A 14,203-nucleotide genomic window follows, 5' to 3' on the forward strand; every position below is an offset into this window, starting at 1 on the left:
TTTTGGAGTTGAGTCTATCTAAAATAAGAATGCTCAAGAATATATTTTCTGCTGATTCTTATACTATCAAAAATATCTTTATCACTGGAGTCCTGTTCAAGAAACCAATAGTTCAGTCCTGCTTTTTCTCTGGCTTCAAAAATCCTTTTAAAATCAATCGTTCCGTTTCCAATTTCAGCAAAGTCTTTTGTACCGGCTTTCATGTCTTTCACATGCCATAAGGGAAATCTTTTCGGGTATTTCTCAAAATAAACCAGCGGATCTAAACCGGCTTTTGAAATCCAATACAAATCCAGTTCCATTTTAATTAAATCTGAAGACGTATTTTCCAGGATAAAATCATAGATATTTTTTGAATCATCAAACTTTTCAAACTCAAAATCATGGTTGTGGTAGGCAAACTGAATTTCTGCCTTTTTTGTAATTTCTCCTGATTTATTAAATAATTCCGGAAGCTTTTGGTAATTTTCAATCGTTCGTTCCTCCGGAAAAAGATAAGAACAAACCATATATTTTGAACCGATGAAGTGTAAATCTTCAACTGATTTTTCCCAATTTTTTAATAAAGTGCCTTCATCGTTATGAAGAATACCTGTGGTATGATGCGAGCTGATTACTTTTAAACCCACATTTTTCAGAACAGACTGAAACTCATTTCTGGTTTTTCCGAAGAAAGAACCGTTATAACCATAGATTTCCAATTCTGTAAATCCTAATTCAGCCAGTTTCTCAAATGTTTTTTCGAGGTTTTTGGCAATAGCATCACGAACGGTGTACAATTGAATGGCCAATGATTTTTTATTCATATTTAAATTAGAAATTCCACAAGAATACAATCCTAAAAATCCCAGTGAAGATAATGTTATGAAATCTTTTCTATCCATTATAAAAAGGGTTTCATCTCATCTTCGATCTGCGTTCTCAGTTCCATAAGACGTTTTGCATATTGTTCTTTTTGTTTTTCCTCTTCGATTTCGGGAATCCATTTGGGAACGGGAAGCTTTTTACCGTTTTCATCAACGGCTACAAAAACAATGATGCAATGTGTTTTCTTATCAAAATTCGGTTGTTTCAGATTTCTTGAAAATACATTGATCGAAATATGCATACTTGAAGATCCTGTGTAAATGACCTGTGCCTCTACTTTTACAATTTCTCCGATTTTGATAGGCTCATAGAAACGGATTCCTCCGACATAAACGGTTACTGAGTAATTTCCACTCCAGGTTGTTGCACACGCATAACCAGCCTGGTCAATCCATTTCATAACGCTTCCACCATGTACATTTCCTCCGTAATTAACATCTGAAGGTTCTGAAATAAACTGAAAAGTAATAGGTTTGTTTTCCATTTCCACTAAAAATTTGATTGAATAAAGGTATTTAATAATTTTTAAAATCATAGATTAAATCCTACTTTTGAAACCGGAAAGTGAAATGAAAAAGAATTTAAATTAACAACAGACTTAAAATAATAATGAAAAAAGTATTTTATCTTAATACCTGCGACACCTGCAGAAAAATTTTAGCACAATTCGACCTTACAGACTGGGAGCTTCGTGAAATCAAAAAAGAACCGATCACGAAAGAAGAATTAGAAGAAATGCATAAAAAAACAAAGTCTTACGAAGCTTTATTCAGTAAAAAATCTACCCAGATCAAATTGAGAGGTTTGGATGTAAAGTCTCTAACAGAAAAGGATTTTAAAGAATTGTTATTGGATCACTATACCTTTTTGAAAAGACCTGTTTTCCTTACTGATAAAGAAATTTTTGTGGGGAATGATAAAAATAATGTGGCAGCTTTGCAGGAGTTTTTTGGAGTATAATAATCATGGGTTTAGGTTTAGAAATCAATTTAGTTTTTGATGCTAAAGAACCTCTTGAAGAGTATTTACATGTAAAAAATAAATATCAGTTCGATGGCAGAAGCGGGCTTAATCTGGTAATGTCAGGAGAAGGAGACGTTGATGCTGGAGATGATGAAATGAGGCTATTAAGACAAATTGAGAAAGTTTTACAGATAGATCTTACATTGTTGGATTTCTGGGAGAAGTATGATGAATTTATCGAAATAAGGTCTTTACGGTTGAAGCTGTTAGAGTTGGAAGATTTATTAGTAAATAATCCGGAATTTTATCATAAGATTTGCTGGGGTCATGATATCGAAAGAGGATATCTTAAAGAAATTTTCCTACAGGATGTCCGATTTTTAATTGAAAGGCTAAATTTAAATCTTAAAAATGGAGCTTGTCTGGTAAAATATATTTCTGACTAATTTTATAAAATCAGCCCCGCAATATCTGCGGGGCTGATTTATTTATATCTTTTTAAGAGATTATACAAAAGGAGCTTTCACTACTTTTGCAGGAATATTTTTGTTTCTTACCTGAATGAAGATTTCAGAACCTAATTTGAAGTGAGGTTTGTCAACATAAGCAAGACCCAAACCTACTTTTTTCATAGGAGACTGTGTTCCTGAAGTTACTTTTCCGATTACGTTTCCGTCTGCATCTACAACAGGGTAGTCGTGTCTTGGAACGCCTTTATCAGTTAATTCAAAACCAACTAATTTTCTGGTTACTCCTTCTTCTTTTTGCTTGGCAAAAGTCTCTTTAGATACGAAATCCTTATCGAATTTTGTGATCCATCCTAGGCCTGCTTCGATTGGAGAAGTAGTATCGTCGATATCGTTTCCGTAAAGGCAGAATCCTTTTTCAAGTCTCAAAGTGTCTCTCGCAGCCAATCCGCAAGGAATAATTCCTTCTTCAGTTCCTGCTTCGATGATTGCATCCCAAAGCTTTTCTGCTGCATCGTTGCTGAAATAAATTTCGAAACCGCCGCTTCCTGTGTAACCCGTATTGGAGATAATTACATTCTCAACTCCGGCTACAGCACCTACTGTGAAGTGATAGTAAGGAATTTCAGAAAGATTGGTCTCTGTCAGTTTTTGAAGAATTTCAGTAGCTTTCGGACCCTGAACCGCCAATAAGGACATATCGTCTGAAGCATTGGTCATTTTTGCTCCGAAAGTATTATATTTTGAAATGTGGTTCCAGTCTTTATCAATGTTTGAAGCATTGACAACCACGAAATATTTGTCATCTTCCATTTTGTAAACGATAAGATCATCTACAATCCCTCCGTTTTCGTTAGGAAGACAAGAATATTGAGCTTTTCCGTTTTCAAGAGCGTCTACATTATTGGTGGTTACGAACTGTAAAAGATCTTTTGAACCCGGACCTTCAATAAAAAATTGTCCCATGTGAGAAACATCAAACAATCCTGCTTTTTCTCTTACTGCAAAATGTTCTTCCGTTACTCCGGAATATTGTACAGGCATCTCAAAACCTGCAAAAGGTACGATTTTAGCTCCCAAAGAAACGTGTTTGTCGTACAATGCTGTTTTCTTCATATTTAATTTCTATTTCTTTATTTTAAAACTATTAAAGGTCTCGTTAAAGAGGCTCATATAGTTTCCGTTCCAGTATTTTTCACCACAATTGATGGCAATTAGATATATTTCTTTATCTCTCTGAAAAACTTTGGTGATCCAGAAAAGCTTTTCTTTCGGGTCAAAATATTCATAAAAATATTCTGTGTATCCTTTTTTGCTTTTGTTGCTTTTTACTTTATTTTCTTCATCAGAAGACTTGTAAAGAGCCAGGATGAATTTTTTTATTTCGGTGGAGGGTAAGTCTAAATCGTGATATTCTGAAATGGTAACTGCTCCGATCTGATTTTTAGGGAAAATATTGACAATATCCGTATTGTTCATAGCTACCCAACCTTCAGGATAATTGATAGAATAATTGGTATTTTCATACGTTTGTGTCTTTTGAGCTGATAAAAACTGCCCTAAGAATAACAAGATAATGAATAGTGAATGCCTGATCATCATTAAAAATGATATTTATATTCTTCTAAAATAATTTTGAACCATTCGGTGAAAGTCTCCGGCTTTTCTGCGATTTCCTTATTCAGATCGTCCATAGAAATATATCTTACTTCTTCTACTTCTTCTTTGTTAAGGACAAACCCCGCATTATAAAAGCCTGTGAAAACATGGTCTAGCTCATGTTCCCAAAGATCTCCTCCAACATCTGCTTTATAAATGAAATGGAATTTCTCCGAAAGATCTGTTTCTATTCCGAGTTCTTCTTGTAGTCTCCTCTTGGCTCCTTCCAGATAAGTTTCTCCAATTCTAGGGTGTGAACATACTGCATTCGTCCATTGGTTTGGAGAATGGTATTTTTTTGATGCTCTTTTCTGCAAAAGCATTTCACCTTTGTCATTGAACAAAAAAACAGAGAAAGCACGATGTAAAAGGCCATTAATGTGGGCCTGCTGTTTTTCCATTAATCCCAAAACTTGGTCATCGGGATTTACTAAAACTACGAATTCTTCCATTTCTACAAATGTAAGTGTAATAAATGTATTTTGGAAATTTTTGTGAAAACATCATAAATTTTGAAGTCTCAGAGGATAAGATTATGAAAATCACTTATTCAGGCTCTTTCCTATACGAACAAAAAGCATAGATAATGCTGCAAATAAAAGCAAAATCCCAAAGGAGTTAATGAGAACCTGGAAATAGCCAAGATTTATCGCATTTATAAAAGGATAGGGATAAAAGTCTGAAAAATATCCTCTGATTAATATATAAAAAAGATACAGTAAAGGGTAAATTGCCCAAGGTAGAATTTGCCTGTAGTTTAGTTTGTTTTTATTTTCATACAGATACCAATATATAAGAACGAGAATAGGAATAATTGTGTGCAGAAGTTCATCTACAAGCCTTTGTAATCCTTTTGGGTCCCATGTTGAACGGAGAATGATCTGATAAACCAGCCCTACAATTAAAATATAAATAGTAATGGCAGTCAGAATTCCCGGCTTTTTAATTTTGGGAATTCTGTTAAAAGCCTGCAATGTAAAATATCCGGCGACTATTATATTGGTAAGGATCGTAAAATAGCTGAAAAATCTGATGTTGGCTTCTGCAAAAGAAATCTGAATGTTTTTTACCATCAGATAATATTGAGCAATAATCGAAAACCATCCGACTAAAGCAAAGATCAAGGATAAAATTCTTTGTGTCATAAGGAGGTGTTTATCTTGATTTTTAAATATAGCTTTATTTTTTCTGAATAGAAAAATTTTAACCTGTAATAATAGAATAAGCGAAAAATTATTAATTTATTCCATTAATGTTATTTTTTATAGTAAAAATTTAATTTAAATGAACTTTAACAAAGGGTTTTTATTTTAAAAGTCATAAATTTGTTGATACAAAATTTCATAATGGAGTTAGAATACAAAGATCACATCAGTCCGATTCTGAAGGACGGAGTAAAAAATTACCTAATTGATATCGATGGAACCATTACAGAAGATGTTCCCAATGAAGAGCCGGAAAGAATGGTTACCTGTGAGCCTTTTCCCGATGCTTTAGAAACCATTAACAGATGGTATGATGAGGGACATCAGATTTGTTTTTTCACTTCAAGAACTGAAAATCTGAAACAAATTACAATCGATTGGCTGGATAAGCATGGGTTTAAATATCACAGCGTGTTGTGTGGGAAACCTAGAGGGGGGAATTATCACTGGATAGATAACCATTTGGTGAGAGCTACTAGATACAAAGGCAAATTTACTGACCTTATAGAAAAGCAGGTAACCATTGAAGTTTTTAAGGAAGATTAAAAAGTATAATTAAAGATTTAAAGATTAAACGATTAAAAGCAGATGCTTTTTCTTTGATTTTTAAATCTTTTAATTTTTAAATAATTAAAAGTATTTATGAAAGTTTTAGCAAACGATGGCTTAGATCAATCTGGAATTGATGCATTAAAGGAGAAAGGTTTTGAGGTAATTACAACAAAAGTAGCACAGGAATTTTTGGTAGACTACATTAATGAGCACAAGATCCAAACACTTTTGGTACGTAGTGCAACACAGGTAAGAAAAGATATTATTGATAATTGTCCATCCATAGAAATTATCGGAAGAGGAGGAGTAGGAATGGATAATATTGATGTAGACTATGCCAGAGAAAAAGGTATACATGTAATTAACACTCCTTCAGCTTCGTCAGAATCGGTAGCCGAATTGGTTTTTGCCCATTTATTTTCAGGAGCAAGATTTTTACAGGATTCTAACAGAAAAATGCCTTTGGTAGGTGATACCGACTTTGCGGGTTTGAAAAAAGCTTATACGGCAGGTATTGAGTTGAAAGGAAAAACAATAGGAATTGTTGGAATGGGGAGAATCGGTCAGGAAGTTGCTAAAATCGCTTTAGGTCTTGGAATGAGAGTAATCGCCGCTGATAGTAATGTAGGAAGAGCAAGTATTAAAGTGAAATTCTACAACAACCAGTTCATCAATGTAGATATTGAAACTGAGCCTTTACAGGATGTATTAAAGCATTCAGATTTCATCACGCTTCACGTTCCGGCTCAAAAAGACGGCTATATGATCGGTAAAAATGAATTTGAAATGATGAAAGACGGAGTAGCTGTTGTCAATTGCTCAAGAGGTGGGGTAATTGATGAAGAAGCTTTAATTGAGGCTTTAGATTCCGGAAAAGTAAGATTTGCTGGTTTAGATGTTTTCATTAATGAACCGACTCCTTCTAAAAAGATATTAAGTCATCCAAAAATTTCTTTGACTCCGCACACAGGTGCCTCTACTTTGGAAGCTCAGGATAGAATAGGACTTTCTTTGGCTGAGCAGATTTCAAGTATTCTTCAAATTCAGTAAGGAGTAATATTAAAATAATAAGAACGCCGCAAATTTGCGGCGTTTTTTATGAATTTTTAGCTTTCAGTAAGTCTCTGATTTCCATTAATAATTTTTGATCTTCTGTAGGTCCTGCCGGTGCAGGTTCTTCTGCCGGAGCTTCTTTTTTCAGTTTGTTGATTCCCTTAATCATAAGAAATAAAGCCAGAGCGACTACAAGGAAGGAAATAGCGGAAGATAGGAACATTCCGTACTTAATAGCTGTACCCGGAATCACCAGATCGGCCAGATTTTTTAAATTTAATTTTTCTAATGTGGGTGTTAAAATAGCAGGTGTAATAATATCCTCTACCAAAGAAGTGACAATTTTACCAAAAGCACCACCAATAATTACCCCGACAGCTAAATCTACCACGTTCCCTTTAACGGCGAACTCTTTAAACTCTTTGAAAAATCCCATATTTATATTTTTTTAATTGTTCCGAAAACTTATCTGAATGAATAATATTCACTAAATTTAAGAAAAACATTTTAAGTGAAAATTTTTACTGCAAAAAAAATTAGACAATGTGATGAATTTACGATTGCCAATGAGCCCGTTTCTTCTGTACAACTGATGGAACGGGCAGCACAGTCGTGTGTCAATTGGATTTTAGAAAACTGTAAAATTCATAAAAATTTTACAATCTTTTGCGGAAATGGCAATAATGGAGGAGATGGATTGGCTATTGCAAGACTGCTCTATTTAAAGGGCTTTGATGTGGATGTTTTTGTAAAAGATACCAAAGGGAATTTTTCTCGGGACGCAGCTGTTAACCTCAAAAAGCTAAAAGATTTTTCAGGGATCAGCATTAAAGAATTTAAAGATTTTCAAAAGGAAAGAATAACTGAACAGACCATCTGCATTGATGCTGTTTTTGGGACAGGACTATCCAGAAAAATGGAAGGAGAAGAACTGAAAATTATAAACGAACTGAATTCCTTACAGAATATAAAAATTTCAATAGATATTCCCTCGGGTTTATTGGCGGATAAAGATTGGGATGAAGATTCTGCTGTTTTCAAAGCGGATTATACATTAAGCTTCCAATTCTGGAAAAAGAGTTTTTTATATCCTGAAACAGGAAAATATACAGGCAAGGTTGTGATTTTAGATATTGGGCTTCATCCTCAATATATTAATGAAACTCATACAACTGATTTTACTGTTGATGATGAGGTTATTAAAAAAATATTCAGACCCAGAAATGAATATTCACACAAAGGAAGTTTTGGTAAGGTTGGAATAGTGGGAGGGAGTTATGGTAAAATAGGAGCTGCTGTTTTGTCGGTAAAAGCTGCTTTGAAAAGCGGTGCAGGGCTCGTTTTTGCCTACAGTCCAAAATGTGGTTATGATATACTTCAGACTTCTTCTCCGGAAGCAATGTTTATGGAAGGTGGAAAAGACTATATTGAAAATATTGACATTGATAAGGATATAGTCTTAGGAATAGGGCCGGGTTTAGGAACCCATCAGAAAACGGAAGAGAGTTTAATAAGGTTTTTAAAGAATTATTCAGCTCCTTTGGTGCTGGATGCGGATGCTCTTAATATTATTTCCAAAGATCCGTCATATGTAGATCTGGTTCCTGAAAGCTCCATTATTACTCCGCACCCCAAAGAATTCGAAAGACTTTTTGGCAAAACAAAGGATTCCTTTGAAAGATCTGATCTTGCTGTGCAAAAAGCCATTGAGCACAAGATTTACATTGTATTAAAAGATCATCATACTCAGGTTGTAACCCCGGAAGGAAATGTTTTTTATAATATTACAGGAAATTCCGGATTGGCAAAAGGAGGTAGTGGAGATATTTTGACGGGCATTTTGACATCATTATTAGCTCAGGGATATTCTCCGGAAAATGCTGCTGTTTTGGGAGTCTGGCTTCATGGGAAATCTGCAGATTTTGCAGCGGAAAAACATTCTAAAGAATCAATGCAGCCTTCGGATGTAATTAAAGAATTAGAAACTATATTCTTATACATCAACAAAAAAGTCACAAAGAAATTGTGACTTTTAAACGTTGTATTCTGAAAAAGAATTATTCAGGTTTGGCATTTTCTGCCTCAGTTATTTTGAACTTTTTGGAATAAATCATAATGATTACACCAGCTATCATAAACGGAATGGAAAGAATCTGCCCTGTATTTAATCCTCCAAACTGAATGAATTCATCTCCTTGAGGTTCTTTTAAGAATTCTACAAAGAATCTGATCGCCCAAAGAATAATAAAGAATAAACCAAATAACCATCCTTGCTGATATTTTTTGTCTGTTTTTCTATATAAAACCCATAAAAGAATAAAGAGAAGTACATAACCTACCGCTTCAAATAATTGAGTGGGGTATCTTGGAACAGTCACACCGTATTCATCACTCATCTGAGGGAAAAGAAACGCAAACGGAGAATTTGCCGCTACAGGCTTACCAATGATTTCTGAGTTAAAGAAGTTCCCCATACGTACAAAAGCACCACCTAAAGCCACTACAATTCCCAATCTGTCATACACCCAGAAAGGGTTTTTCTTAATAATTTTGTATGAATAATATAATGTTGTTAAAATCAATGCTAAAGTTGCTCCGTGGCTTGCAAGACCTGAAAACCCGGTGAATTTAAATTCAGGTTTTGTCTGGATCGGTAAAAATACACTCCAGAAATCCTGTTTGAAAAGCTCCGGCTGGTAAAAAATAACGTGTCCTAATCTTGCTCCTAAAATAGTTCCAATTAATGTCCAGGTGAAAAGAGGTTCAAGATATTTCTGATTAATATGATCAATAGTGAACATTCTTGTCATTAAAAGATATCCGAAACCAAAGGCAAAAATGAACATCAAACTATAGTAATGCAATGTAATTGGCCCCAGATGAATTCCGGTAGAAGGATCCCAGATTTTATATTCAGTATCCAATGCGACCTGATCGGTTGACTGTATTGTTTTTGGAACTTTTGCCAAATATTTATAATCTTCTTTATTTTGCGTAGGCTTAAAGTCTTTATCTAAAAACTGGTATCCGCTCATTTTAAACATATTCAAAGAACTGTCATAAAAAGCTCCCCATCCTCCTTTAGATTCCAGGTTAGCTGAATTTACAATAACAAGTGTATTATCGCTCTTCTTATTTGAAAAGTCTTTGAAAGTCTCAGCATCCGTAGTAGAAAATACTTTTACGGCTATTTTTTCATTATTTATCTTTAATGTGGCGTCAGAAAGTCCGTCTGCATAATTTTGTGAAAAAAGATTTTGTGCTAAAAAAGCAAAAACCAAGAGATAAAGTCTAAAGAATACATTACTCATTATAATGATGTTTTTATATTAATGATTACACTTAGGAGGTACGGGATCATATCCGCTTCCTCCCCATGGATGACATTTTGAAATTCTTTTTACACCCAGCCAAAATCCTTTGAAAATCCCATGAACCTGTAATGCTTCTATCATATAATGCGAACAGGTAGGTTCATAACGACAGTTTTTAGGAAGTAAAGGCGAAATAAACCATTGGTAAAATCGTATTAATAATACCAGTGGAAATGTGATGATTTTATTGAATGTAGGTTTCAAAACATTGCAAAAATAGCGTAAAAAATTGAAAATTAGTTTAAATTTGTTAGAAGTTTCGGAGCTTTAAATGTCTGTTGGTCGGATAAAATCGGGTGTTTGTCGATTTGTTGATTGATCGTTTAAAATCGAAGAAAAGTATTGTTCCGAACATTTACTTATATTAAATCTAGAAAATTGAATCAAAATATTCCCTTAGCTGAAAAATTGAGACCTAAAACATTGGAAGATGTTCTAGGACAGGAACATCTTACCGGAGAAAAAGGAACGATAAGAAAAATGATAGAGAATGATACACTGAATTCTCTTATTTTCTGGGGACCTCCGGGGACCGGTAAAACAACATTAGCTGAAATTATTTCTGAAAAATCCGGGCGCAAGTTTTTTAAGCTTTCCGCAGTTTCTTCAGGCGTAAAAGATGTAAGGGATGTTATAGAAGATGCCAAAAAACAAAATCTGTTTTCCGGAAAATCTCCGATATTATTTATTGACGAAATACACCGGTTCAACAAATCTCAGCAGGATTCACTTTTACATGCGGTGGAAAAAGGTTGGGTGGTTTTAATTGGTGCCACAACAGAAAATCCAAGTTTCGAAGTAGTTTCGGCATTACTTTCCAGAAGTCAGGTTTATGTGTTGAAAGCTTTAACTTATGAAAAGCTGGAAGAACTTATTGATATTGCTTTGACAAGATACAACAAAGATGAAAATGAGAATTTTGTAATTAAGGATAAACAGGCTTTTATTCAGTATTCCGGCGGAGATGGAAGAAAACTGATCAATTCTGTAGAGCTGGTTTTGAATCAGTTTAAAAATTCTGGAAAAAAAGAAATTCAAAATGAAGATGTAATGTCTGTTTTGCAGGAAACAATGGCACTGTATGATAAAAACGGAGAGCAACATTATGATATCATTTCTGCATTTATTAAATCAATGCGGGGCAGTGATCCGAATGGTGCGGTTTATTGGTTAGCCAGAATGATTGCAGGCGGAGAAGATATTAAATTTATTGCAAGAAGAATGCTGATCTTGGCCTCTGAAGATATTGGTTTGGCCAATCCTAATGCTTTGGTGATTGCTAACAACTGTTTTCAGGCCGTCAATGTAATCGGAAATCCGGAAGCAAGGATTATTTTAAGTGAAACGGCAATTTATCTGGCTGTTTCACCAAAGAGCAATTCTGCTTATGCTGCAATAAATGACGCGTTGGCTTTTGTAAAGAAAACCGGAAACTTACCGGTACCTCTTCATTTAAGAAATGCACCAACAAAGTTAATGAAAGATCTGGATTACGGGAAAGAATATAAATATGCCCATTCTTACGAAGGGAATTTTGTTGACCAGGATTTTCTTCCGGAAGAAATAAAAGATTTGAAATTTTATGAACCCGGAAATAATGCTACGGAAAAGAAAATTTATGATGAGCTTAAAAAGAAATGGAATAATAAATATTAAAAAAGGTACCTCACTGAGATACCTTTATTTTTTATTAAGTAATTGATCTACTTATTAGTATTGATATTTTTGAACCGTAGTAATAAATAATGTTTTCTTACCATTAAAATCTTTTACTTCAGTTTTATCAATGATATCTGCATAGATTTTAGTTGAAGCATCATTGAATTCATACCCTTCAATCACTACAGGATTATTTTCCGGAAGCTGGTATTGAGAGTTGAGTGTAGAAAGAGGCATCCAGTCTAAAGTTCCTACGTCTTTTTTATATTTTACTTCCGTCAATCCGTTCTGAGCCAAATAGCTGTATTTTTTTAAGTTTGCAGGAAGCGTAGCAGCTTTATAAGGAGTTGTACTTTGCACCATTCCTTTTCTGGCATTAAATAAGTTTACAGTTCCTACAGCATCATTGCAAACAGCAAACTTTACATTTGGGTTTTTCTGTGCAAATACGGTCACAGAAGCAAACATTAATAAAGAGTATAGAATTTTTTTCATAATCTAATAAATATAGGAATTAAAAACGCGATAAATATACTTCTTTTTTATGAATCTTCAATGCAAAAATGTATTATTTTGAGAATTGTTTAGAAATAAGTATTTTGTTACGGTTATTTATGATATAAGTAAAAAGCATCACTTGAAAGTAATGCTTTTGCTTATATATTATATATGTAAAATATAATTAATTTGAGATTTTACTTACGGATACCTTGACTTTTCCATCGGTTAATAATCCCAGATTTACACCGCCTGTTTCAACAGCAAATGTAATAGTTTCTCCCGCGTTTAGCTGGATCATCGTATTTAATGAGCTTGAAGTTACAGGAACCGCTGCTAAAGTAACTGTTAAAACGGCAACTCTCACAGCATCAAATATCTTTGTTTCATATACAGTGGTTCCGTTTTTTATAATACCCAGTACTTTACTTCCTAATAAGCTTAGATCAACTCCACCTTCTAATTGAAATTCATAATTCACCTCATACAGACCTGCTTCCGGTGCAGTATAAACACCGTTTACAAATGATGCTGAGTTACCTGCTTTTACATCAGTAGAAGTTAAATTAATTTTATTCCAGTTAGTTCCGGAAATCCCTAAATTTAATAGTGACCATGCTCCGTCTCTCGTTGCGTACACGGTTGTGCCTGAACCCATACCTGAACCTGAATTTCCAGTTAGTAACTTCCATGTACTACTAGTGGAATCATAATAATAATATCCAGGAGCTGTAATATTTGCTGTTTTTGGGGTAGGTGTCGTTACTGCAGCAGTAATATATACTATTACCCCATTTTGATTAGTAGTATATACAGCATCTTTAGCAGCTAGTTGATTACCAGTAATTCTTGGAGGAATAAATCCATCCACTTTAGTTACATCTGTTGGACTACCATTTACATCCAACGTTGCTGTGGGAGTAGTCGTATTAATCCCGACGTTTCCTGTCTGTGAATAGCCTGTTGCGAATAAGCCTAAGAAGATCAGGGTGTAGAAATTCTTTTTCATGTTTTATATTTAATTGTTTGTATTCTGAGTAATTAGTGATGTAAATATAATAAAAAAAGTAATGATTTTATAGTTTTTTTAATAAAAATAATCAGTTAAATTTTTGTTTTATTTAATAATTTACTTGAACTATTAAATATTTTTTTTGTTTTATTCTTTTTTATTTGTTTTTTGATGAATTATTCACAGTATTTTGATAATTATTGTTTAAAATTTTAATTCTTGTTCACTGAAATGATTTAAAATACTGGGGGTGAATTTTTAAGTTATTGATATTCAAATATATTTTAATTTTATTCTTGTTTTTCAGTTAAAAATATATCTCTAAATTGTGAAAATAATGTAAAAAATAAAGGCTGTTTCAAAAACATTTACTTTTGAAACAGCCTGAGATATTAATATTTGATTTCTTATTTATTGATTCTGATTCCAGTTTTTGTTAATAAGGTCCATTAAAAAATCCGGACATTTAATAATTTTGTTTGTTTCAGCAGATAAAAAGAAGAGAGTTGTGGAAGCTTCGGTTAATTTTACCTGGTCTTCATTGTAGATTTCATATTCAAATTCTATTCTCACTCCCGGTTTCTTTTTCAGGTAGGTATGAATTTCTAATTTTTGATCATATAAAGCAGGCTTTAAATACTTAATTTTATACTCAGAAACAGGAAGCCAAATTCCTTGATTTTCAATCTCATTATATGACATCCCTATACTGCGAAATAATTCAACTCTACCTATTTCCAGGTACTCTGCATAGTTCCCGTAATAGACATATTTCATAGGGTCTGTTTCTCCGTAACGTACTCGTATTGAGTGTGTTGTGTGTATCATTTTTAGACTTAAATTATACATACAAATATATTTTTAAATAATCAATACCTGCAATATTTTTTTTTG

The 14,203-nt window shown here is 33.6% G+C and carries 18 protein-coding genes; 6 read left to right on the top strand and 12 right to left on the bottom strand.

What is annotated here, in order from left to right; all coding sequences use genetic code 11:
- Positions 1-14: 14 nt before the first annotated feature.
- Both CLV73_RS01035 and CLV73_RS01040 read right to left on the bottom strand, forming a co-directional pair.
- Complete coding sequence (locus tag CLV73_RS01035; RefSeq protein WP_100375050.1) at positions 15-884, bottom strand: sugar phosphate isomerase/epimerase family protein; 870 nt, start codon at positions 882-884, stop codon at positions 15-17.
- The gene (locus tag CLV73_RS01040) at positions 884-1,351 is read right to left on the bottom strand and encodes an acyl-CoA thioesterase (RefSeq protein WP_100376941.1); all 468 of its coding nucleotides are present in this window, start codon (positions 1,349-1,351) and stop codon (positions 884-886) included. Before CLV73_RS01040 ends, CLV73_RS01035 begins: the two co-directional genes overlap by 1 nt.
- A gap of 125 nt (positions 1,352-1,476) precedes the next feature.
- Here CLV73_RS01040 and CLV73_RS01045 point away from each other — a divergent pair, with 125 nt between their 5' ends.
- Together CLV73_RS01045 and CLV73_RS01050 are read left to right on the top strand one after the other, a co-directional pair.
- Entirely contained in the window at positions 1,477-1,827 is a 351-nt protein-coding gene (locus tag CLV73_RS01045; RefSeq protein ID WP_100375051.1) for an arsenate reductase family protein, read from the top strand.
- Positions 1,828-1,832: 5 nt separating this feature from the next.
- Entirely contained in the window at positions 1,833-2,276 is a 444-nt protein-coding gene (locus CLV73_RS01050) for a hypothetical protein (RefSeq protein ID WP_100375052.1), read from the top strand.
- 60 nt (positions 2,277-2,336) lie between these two features.
- Here CLV73_RS01050 and gcvT read toward each other — a convergent pair whose 3' ends face one another.
- From gcvT to CLV73_RS01070, 4 genes are all read right to left on the bottom strand, one after another.
- Complete coding sequence (gene gcvT / locus CLV73_RS01055; RefSeq protein WP_100375053.1) at positions 2,337-3,413, bottom strand: glycine cleavage system aminomethyltransferase GcvT; 1,077 nt, start codon at positions 3,411-3,413, stop codon at positions 2,337-2,339.
- Positions 3,414-3,422: 9 nt separating this feature from the next.
- Positions 3,423-3,899 carry a hypothetical protein gene (locus CLV73_RS01060; RefSeq protein WP_228424139.1) on the bottom strand — a complete coding sequence of 159 codons (477 nt, stop codon included), beginning with the start codon at positions 3,897-3,899 and terminating at the stop codon, positions 3,423-3,425.
- On the bottom strand, positions 3,899-4,408 hold the full coding sequence (gene idi, locus CLV73_RS01065) for an isopentenyl-diphosphate Delta-isomerase (RefSeq protein ID WP_100375055.1): 510 nt from the start codon (positions 4,406-4,408) through the stop codon (positions 3,899-3,901). Before idi ends, CLV73_RS01060 begins: the two co-directional genes overlap by 1 nt.
- Positions 4,409-4,498: 90 nt before the next feature.
- On the bottom strand, positions 4,499-5,101 hold the full coding sequence (locus CLV73_RS01070; RefSeq protein ID WP_100375056.1) for a Pr6Pr family membrane protein: 603 nt from the start codon (positions 5,099-5,101) through the stop codon (positions 4,499-4,501).
- Positions 5,102-5,302: 201 nt separating this feature from the next.
- Here CLV73_RS01070 and CLV73_RS01075 point away from each other — a divergent pair, with 201 nt between their 5' ends.
- The gene (locus CLV73_RS01075) at positions 5,303-5,707 is read left to right on the top strand and encodes an LNS2 domain-containing protein (RefSeq protein ID WP_100375057.1); all 405 of its coding nucleotides are present in this window, start codon (positions 5,303-5,305) and stop codon (positions 5,705-5,707) included.
- Between the two features lie 96 nt (positions 5,708-5,803).
- A complete protein-coding gene (locus CLV73_RS01080; protein WP_100375058.1) occupies positions 5,804-6,763 on the top strand; it encodes a D-2-hydroxyacid dehydrogenase in 960 nt (319 codons plus the stop codon).
- Between the two features lie 46 nt (positions 6,764-6,809).
- Here the strand turns inward: CLV73_RS01080 and mscL are convergent, their stop codons facing one another.
- Positions 6,810-7,202, bottom strand: a complete 393-nt coding sequence (gene mscL / locus CLV73_RS01085) for a large-conductance mechanosensitive channel protein MscL (RefSeq protein WP_100375059.1) — start codon at positions 7,200-7,202, stop codon at positions 6,810-6,812.
- Positions 7,203-7,277: 75 nt separating this feature from the next.
- On the opposite strand from mscL, the gene CLV73_RS01090 reads away from it, so the two are divergent.
- Positions 7,278-8,795, top strand: a complete 1,518-nt coding sequence (locus CLV73_RS01090) for an NAD(P)H-hydrate dehydratase (protein WP_100375060.1) — start codon at positions 7,278-7,280, stop codon at positions 8,793-8,795.
- A gap of 28 nt (positions 8,796-8,823) precedes the next feature.
- On the opposite strand, the gene lgt is transcribed toward CLV73_RS01090, so the two are convergent.
- The gene (lgt, locus tag CLV73_RS01095) at positions 8,824-9,690 is read right to left on the bottom strand and encodes a prolipoprotein diacylglyceryl transferase (protein ID WP_394336974.1); all 867 of its coding nucleotides are present in this window, start codon (positions 9,688-9,690) and stop codon (positions 8,824-8,826) included.
- A gap of 405 nt (positions 9,691-10,095) precedes the next feature.
- Complete coding sequence (yidD, locus tag CLV73_RS01100) at positions 10,096-10,344, bottom strand: membrane protein insertion efficiency factor YidD (protein ID WP_100375061.1); 249 nt, start codon at positions 10,342-10,344, stop codon at positions 10,096-10,098.
- 174 nt (positions 10,345-10,518) lie between these two features.
- Here yidD and CLV73_RS01105 point away from each other — a divergent pair, with 174 nt between their 5' ends.
- Positions 10,519-11,796, top strand: a complete 1,278-nt coding sequence (locus tag CLV73_RS01105; RefSeq protein ID WP_100375062.1) for a replication-associated recombination protein A — start codon at positions 10,519-10,521, stop codon at positions 11,794-11,796.
- A 54-nt stretch (positions 11,797-11,850) separates the two neighbouring features.
- Here CLV73_RS01105 and CLV73_RS01110 read toward each other — a convergent pair whose 3' ends face one another.
- The 3 genes from CLV73_RS01110 to CLV73_RS01120 form a co-directional block, all read right to left on the bottom strand.
- The gene (locus tag CLV73_RS01110; protein ID WP_100375063.1) at positions 11,851-12,294 is read right to left on the bottom strand and encodes a hypothetical protein; all 444 of its coding nucleotides are present in this window, start codon (positions 12,292-12,294) and stop codon (positions 11,851-11,853) included.
- Between the two features lie 187 nt (positions 12,295-12,481).
- Positions 12,482-13,306, bottom strand: coding sequence for a hypothetical protein (locus tag CLV73_RS01115; RefSeq protein ID WP_100375064.1), 825 nt, complete (start codon positions 13,304-13,306; stop codon positions 12,482-12,484).
- Between the two features lie 414 nt (positions 13,307-13,720).
- Complete coding sequence (locus CLV73_RS01120; RefSeq protein ID WP_100375065.1) at positions 13,721-14,137, bottom strand: acyl-CoA thioesterase; 417 nt, start codon at positions 14,135-14,137, stop codon at positions 13,721-13,723.
- Positions 14,138-14,203 lie beyond the last annotated feature (66 nt).

This window comes from Chryseobacterium geocarposphaerae, from assembly GCF_002797535.1.
GTDB classification, from domain to species: Bacteria; Bacteroidota; Bacteroidia; order Flavobacteriales; family Weeksellaceae; genus Chryseobacterium; species Chryseobacterium geocarposphaerae.

What these genes read in the sequence shown, in the direction of transcription:
- mscL (WP_100375059.1), bottom strand. Translation starts at nt 7,202, where the DNA reads ATGGGATTTTTCAAAGAGTTTAAAGAGTTCGCCGTTAAAGGGAACGTG.
- CLV73_RS01115 (WP_100375064.1), bottom strand. Translation starts at nt 13,306, where the DNA reads ATGAAAAAGAATTTCTACACCCTGATCTTCTTAGGCTTATTCGCAACA.
- CLV73_RS01040 (WP_100376941.1), bottom strand. Translation starts at nt 1,351, where the DNA reads ATGGAAAACAAACCTATTACTTTTCAGTTTATTTCAGAACCTTCAGAT.
- CLV73_RS01050 (WP_100375052.1), top strand. Translation starts at nt 1,833, where the DNA reads ATGGGTTTAGGTTTAGAAATCAATTTAGTTTTTGATGCTAAAGAACCT.
- CLV73_RS01070 (WP_100375056.1), bottom strand. Translation starts at nt 5,101, where the DNA reads ATGACACAAAGAATTTTATCCTTGATCTTTGCTTTAGTCGGATGGTTT.
- idi (WP_100375055.1), bottom strand. Translation starts at nt 4,408, where the DNA reads ATGGAAGAATTCGTAGTTTTAGTAAATCCCGATGACCAAGTTTTGGGA.
- CLV73_RS01045 (WP_100375051.1), top strand. Translation starts at nt 1,477, where the DNA reads ATGAAAAAAGTATTTTATCTTAATACCTGCGACACCTGCAGAAAAATT.
- CLV73_RS01120 (WP_100375065.1), bottom strand. Translation starts at nt 14,137, where the DNA reads ATGATACACACAACACACTCAATACGAGTACGTTACGGAGAAACAGAC.
- CLV73_RS01110 (WP_100375063.1), bottom strand. Translation starts at nt 12,294, where the DNA reads ATGAAAAAAATTCTATACTCTTTATTAATGTTTGCTTCTGTGACCGTA.
- gcvT (WP_100375053.1), bottom strand. Translation starts at nt 3,413, where the DNA reads ATGAAGAAAACAGCATTGTACGACAAACACGTTTCTTTGGGAGCTAAA.
- CLV73_RS01080 (WP_100375058.1), top strand. Translation starts at nt 5,804, where the DNA reads ATGAAAGTTTTAGCAAACGATGGCTTAGATCAATCTGGAATTGATGCA.
- CLV73_RS01075 (WP_100375057.1), top strand. Translation starts at nt 5,303, where the DNA reads ATGGAGTTAGAATACAAAGATCACATCAGTCCGATTCTGAAGGACGGA.
- CLV73_RS01035 (WP_100375050.1), bottom strand. Translation starts at nt 884, where the DNA reads ATGGATAGAAAAGATTTCATAACATTATCTTCACTGGGATTTTTAGGA.
- CLV73_RS01060 (WP_228424139.1), bottom strand. Translation starts at nt 3,899, where the DNA reads ATGATGATCAGGCATTCACTATTCATTATCTTGTTATTCTTAGGGCAG.